10 protein-coding genes and 1 riboswitch are annotated in these 12002 nt (G+C 34.8%); all 10 genes read right to left on the reverse strand.

Annotated features, from left to right (window positions below; genetic code table 11):
• Positions 1 to 220: 220 nt before the first annotated feature.
• Positions 221 to 5362, reverse strand: coding sequence for an NPCBM/NEW2 domain-containing protein (locus AMD00_RS06770; RefSeq protein ID WP_053416280.1), 5142 nt, complete (start codon positions 5360 to 5362; stop codon positions 221 to 223).
• A gap of 147 nt (positions 5363 to 5509) precedes the next feature.
• Positions 5510 to 5596: riboswitch (cyclic di-GMP riboswitch) on the reverse strand.
• A 474-nt stretch (positions 5597 to 6070) separates the two neighbouring features.
• Complete coding sequence (locus AMD00_RS06775; RefSeq protein WP_053416281.1) at positions 6071 to 6478, reverse strand: Asp23/Gls24 family envelope stress response protein; 408 nt, start codon at positions 6476 to 6478, stop codon at positions 6071 to 6073.
• Positions 6479 to 6494: 16 nt separating this feature from the next.
• Complete coding sequence (accC, locus tag AMD00_RS06780) at positions 6495 to 7850, reverse strand: acetyl-CoA carboxylase biotin carboxylase subunit (protein WP_053416282.1); 1356 nt, start codon at positions 7848 to 7850, stop codon at positions 6495 to 6497.
• A 15-nt stretch (positions 7851 to 7865) separates the two neighbouring features.
• The gene (gene accB / locus AMD00_RS06785) at positions 7866 to 8357 is read right to left on the reverse strand and encodes an acetyl-CoA carboxylase biotin carboxyl carrier protein (RefSeq protein WP_053416283.1); all 492 of its coding nucleotides are present in this window, start codon (positions 8355 to 8357) and stop codon (positions 7866 to 7868) included.
• A gap of 115 nt (positions 8358 to 8472) precedes the next feature.
• Positions 8473 to 9021 (reverse strand): SpoIIIAH-like family protein, encoded by a 549-nt coding sequence (locus tag AMD00_RS06790; RefSeq protein WP_053416284.1) that lies wholly within the window; start codon positions 9019 to 9021, stop codon positions 8473 to 8475.
• Positions 9018 to 9455: a hypothetical protein gene (locus AMD00_RS06795; protein WP_053416285.1), complete on the reverse strand. Its 438-nt coding sequence runs from the start codon at positions 9453 to 9455 to the stop codon at positions 9018 to 9020. The genes AMD00_RS06790 and AMD00_RS06795 overlap by 4 nt, the downstream gene beginning before the upstream one ends.
• A 251-nt stretch (positions 9456 to 9706) precedes the next feature.
• A complete protein-coding gene (locus tag AMD00_RS06800) occupies positions 9707 to 10615 on the reverse strand; it encodes a stage III sporulation protein AE (protein ID WP_053416286.1) in 909 nt (302 codons plus the stop codon).
• Between the two features lie 90 nt (positions 10616 to 10705).
• Positions 10706 to 10972: a hypothetical protein gene (locus tag AMD00_RS06805; RefSeq protein WP_211258620.1), complete on the reverse strand. Its 267-nt coding sequence runs from the start codon at positions 10970 to 10972 to the stop codon at positions 10706 to 10708.
• Between the two features lie 112 nt (positions 10973 to 11084).
• Entirely contained in the window at positions 11085 to 11327 is a 243-nt protein-coding gene (locus AMD00_RS22830) for a SpoIIIAC/SpoIIIAD family protein (protein ID WP_051448760.1), read from the reverse strand.
• A gap of 104 nt (positions 11328 to 11431) precedes the next feature.
• Entirely contained in the window at positions 11432 to 11989 is a 558-nt protein-coding gene (gene efp / locus AMD00_RS06810; RefSeq protein ID WP_053416288.1) for an elongation factor P, read from the reverse strand.
• Positions 11990 to 12002: the final 13 nt, after the last annotated feature.

The following is a 12002-nucleotide window of genomic DNA, read 5'->3' on the forward strand; positions in this document are numbered from 1 at the left end:
CTGATTTCCAATGAAAAGAACACTTGGTCTATCCATTTGACTCCAACAGAGTAATTTAATATAGCTTAAATAAAGAAATAAGGCTGCCCTTAAAAGTCGATTTTCTTCGACTTTTAGGACAGCCCCTTTTCACAATGTTAAATTACAAAATAGTCACAATAGACAAGATGAATTATCATCGTTATTTTCTAGTGAAATTTCTCAACTGAAAATGTTATACCTAATTATTATCAATAACATAGATTAAGTATACAAAATTGTCTTCTACTTTATATGCTAATGTCATCATGTAGATTCCTTTATCCTCTTTTGAAATATCTATCATTAGCTTATCGGGATTTTGCTCCCACTCACTGACATCAATCTCTGTTTCTTTAAAGGTTTTAGTGTTTCTAACCCCAACTAAATGCGGTTTGACTTTCTTTCCATCTATTCCTGAAACAAGATTATCTAGTTCAATTACCGATCCTTTTACTTCTCCTACTTCAACATATTGCGGATCAGCTATTAAGTCTTCTAATTTAGTTAAACCTTTTAATGGAGAGAAATCTGTTATTTCATTTCCTTCAATATTTAGCGTTACTAAGTTTTTAGCATGTTCTAAACCTTCAAGAGATCTTGCTCTTCTTGATTCACTTGTTAATGTTGTCAGTTTATACATATCACCAAGTGTAATATCTCCAGTTAATCCTAATGTTTTCTTGATAGAATCACTTAAATGTTTATCTTTTATAGTAATCACTTGAGTTAAGTCTATTTCAACTAATCCTTTTTTAGCAGCTTTTAATGAAGCTATTGCTTCATCTACTTCTTGTTGAGTTGATTTTTTATTTGCTAAAACCTCTTCTGCTTTAGTTAGCGTAGAATTTAGAAGTTCCATACTTTCAGAGGTATAATCCTCTTTATTAATTTCTTTTGCTTCTTCAATTGCTTTTTCTAGATTTTTCGTGAATAGTCTTTCTGCATTTGCGAAATGTAATTTAGCATCTCCCCAAGTAGCATGGTCAGATCCGTTTCCATTTCCACCGTCATTAACTACTAATTTTAATTCTTTAGCGCTGCTAACATTCAATTCAATGAACTTTTGAGGATCTCTAGAATTCATCAAGCCACTGTCGAATTGTTTTTCACCATCTACAAATACTTGGAACACAACAGAACCGACAGAACCAAACATTTTACGGTCTACACCTACAAATGAAGTGAAGTAATCCGCATCTTTGTCTGTTAAATCATAGACGATTGTTGAATTAGAATGTGCGCCAATACCTTTCTCGTACGCTTTCACACTGCCATCTTCTCCAGTTAATCGTAACGTATTGTTACTGATCGAAATATCTTTCCTTGGAGCTGTGTAGCTGTTTTGAGTAGATTTCCAATCGAAATTTGAAAGGTAATGATAATCTTCCATATTCACTACAGAGATTGTTCTTTTCTTTGTGATTTCATAGCCGTCACTATCAGTTACAGTATAAGTTAGCTCATACTTACCTGCTCGATCAAAGTTAACAAGATCTGTTCCTGTAACCTTTACTTTATTTGTTAAATCTCCATCCTCAGGATCAATTGCTGAATATGATGAGTTAATGTCAATAGATTCTCCAACTTTAGTTGCCGTGGATTTAGGAATCGTCAGTGTCGGTTTACTAGAATTTTGCGTGAACTTAGCATTCGCCCATACTGTATGGTCAGAACTATTACCATTATTTTTGGCATCTGTTGTCACTAGTTTTATCTCTTTTGCACCAGTAATAGGGACCTTTACAAATTCATGTTCCGTATCTGCTTTGAAAATATCACTATCAAATTTCTTCTCGCCATCAACCCATACTTCAAAAGTTGCTGATGAAGGTTTCCCTTTCATCGCTTGGTCAATTCCGATATAGCTTTCGAAGAAATCAAAGCCTTTGCCCTCGATGTCATAAACCACTTCTGAATTAGCATGTGCGCCGATTCCTTTAGAATAGGTAGCATCTAAACCTTGTCTAACTAGAGTAATTGCTCCACCAGCAGGCGCTAAATCTTTCTTTAGTCCTCCCCATGCAATGTTAGCTGATTTAGCAACCATATCAGAGATGAATGTGAAATCACTTGCCACAGTAATTTTTGTTGTTTTTGTTTCTGTAGCCCCAGCATTTTTTACTTCATAAACAATTTCATATTTCCCTTTTTTTGTTACATCGACATTATTAGATTTTACAACTACATCTTTTGTTATATCATCACCTTGATATGTAGCCGCTTTTACATAATCCATTGGATCAAATTCTTGTCGTAACTTTAGAGTTACATGTTCCTCAGCTGACAGAGTTGGCTGATACGCCTTCACCTCTACTGGTTTTAAACTATTTAGTTTCTTATCATAGCCAATAATTTTGTAAGAATAGTTTTTATCCATGTCTAATTTCTGGTCTACAAATTGATCAGTACTAGTAAATCCAACTAATTCGCCGTCTCTATAAATTTCATAACCCAAGAAATCGTTCTTATATTTCTTATCCATTTTTAAACTTAACGTTTTTGATTTAGCAGAAGCATTAGAAGTAATACTAATCTTAACAGAAGCATTTTTGTCTTCTATCCCTTTTCCTTCATACCCTACTACAGAGTCATTTAAATACCATGATTTTTTTGGTTTCTTATACTTGGCAGTTTTCTCTCTTGTTTCTTCATTAACGACAAATCCATGTCTAGCAAAATGTTCACTTAAATCCAACTTCAATACTTCAGAAGAAAATTCAACCAAATATTGTTGTTTAGAGATTTCTCCATCTGTAAGCTTTACATCTCTTTCTCGATATAGTCTATTTAATTTACCCCAATATCCAGGACTATACATTTCTAATTGCCAATACACACCTAACTTCTCGAAAAGTCCTTGGTCATTATAATCTTTTAAGTTTTCTTTTATTACGTTTTTATAAATGTTAGCTTCATATGGTATTCTATTGTCTAACTTACCGTAATAGCCAGACATGTATTGTGGTAACATATTGTTCGTTGTTTCCCCATATAATCTAGCATTTACATCCATTCTATGACCTATTTCATGTGTTAACCCCCATGATGGACCTCTCACTTCGAACGGAATTAAGTGGTTAGCCATAACGTCATCTTGCACACCGATGTGGTCAGTATATGCATACATATAACCAAAAGGTTGTGCAAGTCGTACATTATCTCTAATTAACTTAGGGTCATGACTTTCATCGCTTGCATCCAATCCGTAATATCTAAATATTTCTTCCATATGAGTATTATAAGATTCAATAGTTTCTAATGGGCTATAACCTTGTTCAATATACGTTTTGTAAGCGCCTGTTGCTGTTCCTGTCCAAACAATATGATCACTCACAAATTCGAAAACATCTAGAACTTCTCTGTCTTCAACTTTCGGATGTTTCACAATATCTTCATCCATTTTCTTCTTATATTCTTTTAAGAATGATTTGAATTCTTCTACGTTCGTATTTTTCGTTGCGAAAGGAATTTTTTCCGCGCCTTCAAATCGAATTTTTGGAGCATTCGCTTGTTGTTCTTTTGTATAGGGATTATTAATGTAAATACTTCCACCAGGTGTTACATCATTTTTATACCAGCTATCTTTATTAACTTGAGGTACGGTTATCTCATTTTTACCAGGTACTAGAACGACATCTCTTCTCCAATTCGCAAAAGAACCTTCTTGTTGAGCAATCGATAGTTTAGGCAATGGTGCACTTGCATCTGCATCAACATATACAGTAATTTTATCTCCCGGTTGAGCAGCGAAGCCCGTAGGCTGTAGATTGTTACCAAAACCAAATTTCAGGTTTTGATTTGCATGTTTTACCATATCCCCACGTTGTTCTGCTTCAACGATAGTTCCTTTAACTTGTACTTCACCTTTTACAATAGATTTAGCTAAATCTAATCGTTCTTTTAGAATAGAATATAACGGGTGAGCTTTCGCTTCATTTTCTAATGCATTGACTTTATCTACACTATTGAATTCTGGCACTACCTTACTCATTGTTCCATCAGTGAAGATGCTATTTACCTTATCTTCAATGGCATCTTCTGTATAGAAAGCTAATTCTGATAAAGTTGCCCAGTTTTGATTTGATTTCTTGAACTTAAATTTTACTCTTTTAAATTTAGTAGCGTCGAATTTAGCTTCAACTAAACCTTCTACCATATTATGTTTACCTGTTGTTACTAGTTGATATGTATCTCCTTTAGACGTTTGAGAAGCATAAATTTCAAATTCTTCCGCGAATCCCTTGCGGTCAGATTTTCTTGCTCCATACATGATTCTATTTAATTCCACTGATTTTTTAAATTCTACTTCTACTTCATTTGTGAAGTCATTTGAATTACTTTTATTCGTTTCCCAATAAGTATCTAGGTTGCCATCGGCGGCATTCCCGATTACTTGACTAAGATACTGACCAGCATTATTTCGGATACTCTTAATATTTTCAATATCCATTCTAAATAACTTAGAATATTCCTCATTAGAATAATACTCAAAAGGTTTTGTTTTAGCTTTAGTTGCTTCTATGTTTGATTCATTTATTATTATTAATGCATCCTCTATATCTTCTTTAAATTCATCATATAAAGGGTGTGATTGAATATTTTTTTCTAGTGCTTCTAACTTGTCTACTGTATTAAACTCATCAGATACTTTATTGTGGTTTTCATCAGTAAATAGTTTTTTCATATTATCTTTTACTTGGTCTTCTTGATAAAAACTAAATTCTGCTGCACTTGCCCAATCTTGATTGGCCTTTTTGAACACAAATTTGATTCTTTTGAATTCAGTTGGTTTAAATTGAATTTCAACAACATCTCCGGTTGAACCTTTATATTGTCCAGGTGATACTAAAGTATAATCATCGCCTTCATCTGAAATAGAGCTATAAATTTCAAACTCTTCAGCGAATCCTTTACCCTTTGCGCTGGATTGTCTAGCGGCATACACGATTCTATTTAATTCAGTCGATTCGTCTAAATTGAATACTACCTCGTTAGTAAACTGCGTAGTATTCGGTCTACCAGTTTCCCAATGTGTATTCATATCTCCATCTATTGCTTTATTAATAGGAGAGCCTGAATAATTCCCACCGTTGTTTGTTATCGATTTAATGTTTGTATTATCCATTTTAAAGACTTCGTTATATTCACTTAAATTACTATTTCCATATAAATCGAATTTACTAACTGTAGCATTTTTCGCCTCATTGATCTTGCTTTCTATTGCCGTTTTATTAGCGTTCGTAATAGGCGCTGCAAAAACATTCATGGCACTCCCAGAATAACTTGCTAACAACGCAGTTGATGTTGCAATCGCAATTAATTTGGACATTTTCTTCGACATATGCTTTCTCCTCCAGATGAATAAAACCCTAAGAAGTTCATTAAAAAAAGCTACTCTTTAGAGAGTAGCTAACTTTTGATACCGTCTAGATAAAAATGATTAAGACATTTTTATTAAACCCAACATAACAAAAAGTATAATGCACTCCTTGGCAACTGGCTGGCATAGTTATTTTCAACCTTAGCCCCTCTAGCTTTGCGTCCCTAAATTTCTATAGGTTTGCCTATTCAGTTTTTATATACCTAAAGTACCATGATAGATTATCTAACATCATGAATCATATGTATTGTTTTGCATTAAATAAGTTCCATTTTATTTTTCTTATAATAGTTATTAAAACCTAAAACTTATCACCTATTTATTGGATTGATAATTAAAATATCATTTTTCATTTCGTAAAAGTCTCATGACTAGAACTTAACTGAAACAGTCTTTTTTCTTATTTAGTAAAAATGTATTACGCTAAATATTTTAACTTTAAATTTACTAACTATTCTACTATACATTCGTTACCGTATAAGAAGAAGCTCCTAAACGATTCATTATCATCTAGTAGTTATGAGTATGAAGCTTAAACCGTTTAAATTGCTAGTTTTCTTATAAATTCTTTAAATATCAATTGAGGTAGATCCTTAATAAATAAAAATCGCTCAATTATTTTTCACCAAAATCAAAAACACCACTTCTAATGAAGTGGTGTTTTTGACATTATTCAGTTTTTGCATCGTTCACTTGATCAAATTGAATGCCGGTAATATGTACATTTACCTCTTGCGTTGCAAGTGATGTCATATTAAAGATAGCTTCACGAATCTGGGTTTGAACTTGCTGCGCTACTTTCGCAACAGATGCACCATATTGCACGAAGCAATATACATCTACGATTAAGCCCGCTTCAGTCCATTCGGTTTTAATACCTTTCCCATGAACCTTTTTACCGAATTTTTCTACTACGCCTGTAGCGAAGTTTCCTCTTGTACCAGAAACACCTTCCACTTCTGTAGTAGCAATTCCTGCAATAACTTCAATAACTTCAGGCGCTACTTCAATCTTACCTAGCTCTTCCTTACCAGCAGGAGTGCTTTGAGGTAATGATTGTATAACTTTTTCAGCCATAGAATTCGCCCCTTTCTTATGAATTCATGACGTCATTTTCTTCAAGGAATTTCGTATTGAAATCACCTTTTTTGAATACCTCATGATCCATTAATTTAGCGTGGAAAGGAATTGTTGTTTGAATGCCTGGTCCTTCAACAATGAATTCACCTAATGCGCGTTTCATCTTAGCAATTGCTTCTTCACGTGTATCTGCATGTACAATCAATTTTGCAACCATTGAATCGTAGAACGGAGGAATACTATATCCTGGATACATAGCCGAGTCGATACGGACACCGTAACCACCTGGAGCTATATAATCTTCTACTTTACCCGGTGAAGGCATAAAGTTTTTAGATGGATTTTCAGCATTGATACGACATTCCATCGCCCAACCATTCACTTTCACATCTTCTTGTTTATACACTAATTTCTCGCCAGAAGCAATCTTAAGCTGTTGTTGAACAAGATCAATACCTGTAACCATTTCAGTTATTGTGTGCTCTACTTGAATACGTGTATTCATTTCCATGAAATAAAACTTGTCTTCATGGTGGTCATAGATGAATTCTACCGTACCAGCACCGCGGTATCCACAAGCTAACGCAGCTTTAACTGCAGCTTCACCCATCTCAGCACGACGTTCCTCAGAAAGTGCAGGAGACGGAGCTTCTTCAACAAGTTTTTGCATACGACGTTGAACTGTACAATCACGTTCACCTAGGTGAATTGTATTGCCATAGTTGTCCGCTAGTATTTGGATTTCACAGTGACGGAAATCCTCGATGAATTTTTCTAAATAAACGCCAGGGTTACCGAATGCTGCAGCCGCTTCTTTTTGAGTGATTTGAACACCTTTAATCAATTCTTCCTCAGTGCGTGCTACACGGATTCCTTTACCACCACCACCGGCAGTTGCTTTAATGATTACTGGATAACCAATACCTTTCGCAACTTCTGCTGCTTCAGCTGCATCTGCAACTATACCAACTGAACCTGGAACTGTAGGTACTCCCGCTTTAATCATTGAATTTTTTGCTATATCTTTAATACCCATCATTTTGATGGCATCTGAAGTTGGTCCAATGAAAGTTATACCAGCATCTTCACATGCTTCTGCAAAGCTAGCATTCTCTGCTAAGAAGCCATATCCTGGGTGTATTCCATCACAGCCAGTTTTTTGAGCAACACTTAGTATACTACTAATTTTCAAGTAACTATCACTAGATAGTTTTGGTCCGATGCAATATGCTTCGTCAGCTAATTGAACGTGAAGTGCATCACGATCTGCTTCTGAATACACCGCTACAGACTGAATATCTAATTCTTTACAAGCGCGAATAATACGTACCGCGATTTCTCCACGGTTTGCTATTAATACTTTTTTCATTTAAATAGGCCTCCCTTAGTTCTCTTTTACTAGGAACAGAGGTTGACCGTATTCAACTAAATCGCCATCTTTAACAAGAATTTCAACGATTTCGCCACTAACTTCTGCTTCGATTTCATTAAATAATTTCATTGCTTCAACGATACATACTACTGCTTCTTCGCCTACTTTATCTCCAACTTTTACGAAAGCTGGTGATTCAGGGTTTGGAGCTTGATAGAAAGTTCCTACCATTGGAGAAGTGATTTTATATAATGATGCATCAACTGCTGGCGCTGCTTGTACTGCTTCAGCTACTGCAGGTGCTGCTACTGGTGCTGCTGGAGCCGCAACTGGTGCTGGCGCTGCAACTGGAGCTACTTTAACTACTGGCGCTTCAGTTACAACTGCCACACCACTATGTTTTTTAAGTTTAACTTTTGTATCTGCTACCTCATAAACGAACTCGTCGATTGAAGATGAGTCTACTAATTTAATAATTTCTCGAATTTCCTGAATTTTCAACATAAATTACTCCCCTTTTGTGAAATATAATACACTACTTATTCTATCGTGTTTTGGGGTTTTTTTAAATAGATAATTGAAAATAGGAATTATTCAAGACAATATCGTTATTTTTTCGTTAAAAAGACTCAGATTTAAAATCCACTACTATTTTACCAGCTGTAGGTACCTCTTTTTTAACCGTGTATACGATTTCATCAGCTTTTGATTTTGATAATTCAGCTGACTGTACTGTTACACGAATTTGATCATTTTCAGCTCGTACAAATGCATCTGAATAACCTAAAGTTTTAATGAGCAATTCTAACATCGCTTCATTAGATTCCTTCTTTACAATAACATCCATGTCGTTAAATGCTTCATTCTTTTCTTCAGCAGTATACTTTTCCGAAGCTATTTTTTGCGTAAGAGTTGCTTTCAATTGACTACGTTCATTTAGTAGCTCCATACGCATTTCTTCAAATAAGTCACTTTGTGCTGTAACAGGTGTTTTATCATTGCCTGTTAGTTTAGCAATATCATCAACTGCTGTACCTTTTAAAGTATCATCTGAGAAGATTTTAAGACCATTAAATGGTTGTGCTGGGTTCATAAGATAGTACACTGAAATAACTGCTGCTAAACTCAATAATGTTAAAAACCAAACTGCTCTCTTTTTTACTCTCATTTTATTTCCCCTCTCTTTTCCATAGGCATTACAACAATTCTGTGTGCCGGAATTTCCAGCACTTTTGTCAGCGTAGTTACTAATTCATTCTTTACCGCGATGTCATTCGCTCCTTCCGCAACTACTAATACTCCAGTTACTTGCCCACTTTCTTGTCCAGTTGTATTAGACCAGCTGAAATAATTCTCTAAGGATGAAGATTCTTTTTTTACATCTTGTGCCGTTTGTCCACCTGAATAAAAATAGAGCTCAACTTTCCCAACTTTATCAATCCTAGATAAAATGACTGCTAGTTGTTCCGCTTCATTAGTAGATACATTTTCTCCTTTAGACGATGTTTTCATAGGATTTTCATTATTGTATGAAAACATGGCCACAATAATGATGACAATTGCCATCAATATTCCTACATAGTAAATTGACGTTTTTTTCATATTCTGCACCGCCCGAGCTAGTCATCCCCCTCTTCACGTCTTTCCTGTTATCTACATCATTGTATGAAGCATAACTCTAATCTATGAGATACTAATGCCAAAAATTAAAAACAAACTTTAAAATCCATATTGCAACGATTATTTTCAATAGAATAACCCACTCTTCTGGGTCTTCCAGTAGTAAACTTACAATTTTTCCAACGAATATAATGACGACTAAACCAAGTAAAAATGCTTCCACAACCCCAATCCTATCCTTCTTGTATTTGTAGTTTCAGAAGTATAACAGCTAATATCGCTGTGAAAAAGAAAGCAAATGCGATAATAAAAGATACTGCACATAAAACAAATAGTGTTTTGCCTATATCATCTAAAAAACTCGCAATATCTTTATCAGAAAAAGGTTCCATCAATGCGGCCAGGAAACGAAAACTTAATCCTGTCATTAAAATTTTTAATGTCGGGATAATAGCAGCAGTAAATATACCTATCATTAAGCCTGTACTTGTTACCGTTGCAGTAGTTGATGAATATTTTCTAAATGTACTTAAACTCTCAGTTATAAAAGAACCTATAAACGGAATGTTTTGCTGGATCATCTTTTTCAATGGTCCGAGTGCAGCTCCGGTAAAAGATACTGACACAACACTATTCATTACTAGAAACATCGAATAGCACATTACTGTAGCAGAAACGACACTTAATACAAGTACGCGTATAAAGTCAGCCATTCGTGCAAAAGATATTTCTGGCATGAAACGGGATAGAAAGTCAAAAATCAAAGATGCCGTCAACAGAGGGATTAGCCACCTCCCCGTTAAAAACACAGCAAATTGAATGAGTAGTAATAGCATAGGATGCCACGCCATTAATGACATAGCGCCTGCTGAAATAGCCATTGCAGACATTAATATTGGATAAAGGGCACTAAAGAATGCAATCATATTCTCAGATAATGCCTGCATCATAGTAAATGATTGATAAACTGGCTTTAATGTCGTAGTAAGTATAGCGATAAAAAAGAAAACCCTTGTCCACTCTTTAAATTGAGGCATTATAAAGTTTAATATTAAAAAGAGTAGTGCATAAAAAAGTAATGAAACGAGTGTAAATAATGTGTCCTTGAAGGGGGCGACCAATATATCCTGTAACCAGTCCAATCTTGCCCTCCTATCTTTTTTTGACGTTTATCCAAAAATTTCTTCTTCTATTAAATTGAGTTTGTCCATAAAAATGACAACCATCATCTACTATGGTTCTATCAAACGTTGCCAAATTGAAAATAATTCAATCATCTCTTTTAGCCAAAGAGATAAAATAACAAGCTTTACCGCTGTATGTGATAAAAAGGCAAGTGCTTCATAATCCTGATCGTTTAAATGTTGTGACATGGCTGTTGAAACGAAATATATAAATGCACTGCCTAGAATGAGCGATAAATAAGGGATTTCAATTGGAAATGCATGCAATAACCTTTGAAGAAACGGGATGAATAAACGCATTATTAAAAAGCTCATTAATAAGAAAAAAAACACCGTATAAAAGACACGATGCAGAGCAGGAATTGCCATTTGAATAAACATTAAAAGAATAAGCATAATCACAGCGTAAAATAATATCGTCATAAGTTCAGGTAGCCGTTAACCATTGGAAGAAGGTGAGAATTTCATCAAAGAACAAACGTAAAAAATGAAGCAATTCCGCTGCGATATACATATAGGCTAGAAAATAAAGAAAAAAAGAAAATTCCTTCTTACCGGTTTGTTCAAAGAAGATATGTAAAAGCGCAATCACAAGTCCAATACCGGCGATGCGTAGAATGTCTTGAAGTTCCGTAGCTGCCCCTCCTCTTGTATAATCTAATCTATGCAAAGTTAGAGTGAGTTATGATTTCCAATCATACAAACATCGGATTGAACAAAAAAATCGACCCCTATAGCATAAGCTATAGGGGTCGATTATAAAGAATGAATTAATTATCCACGAGAAACGTAAGTGCCTTCTTCAGTGTTAATAACTAATTTGTCACCAACATTAACAAAGAATGGTACTTGTACAACTAATCCAGTTTGAACTGTTGCTGGTTTAGAGCCACCTGAAGCAGTATCACCTTTAATACCTGGTTCAGTATCAATTACTTCTAGAAGAACTGTATTTGGAAGATCAACACCAAGGATTTCTCCTTCGTAAGACATAATTGAAACTTCCATATTCTCTAATAAGAATTTCAATTCGTCTTTAAGTTGGCTTTCATTTATTTCAATTTGGTCATAAGTTTCAGTGTTCATGAACACATGATTATCACCTGAAGCATATAGATATTGCATTTTGTTATTGTCAATTTGAGCTTTTTCTACTTTTTCACCTGCACGGAAAGTTTTTTCCATTACTGAACCGTTACGTAGGTTACGAAGTTTTGATCGTACAAAAGCTGCCCCTTTACCTGGTTTTACGTGTTGGAAATCAAGTACACGGAAAAGTCCACCGTCTACTACGATTGTTAGGCCTGTACGAAAATCGTTTACTGAAATCATGAATGTTCCTCCA

The sequence above is a fragment of the Viridibacillus arvi genome, assembly GCF_001274945.1.
In the GTDB taxonomy this organism is placed as follows: domain Bacteria; phylum Bacillota; class Bacilli; order Bacillales_A; family Planococcaceae; genus Viridibacillus; species Viridibacillus arvi.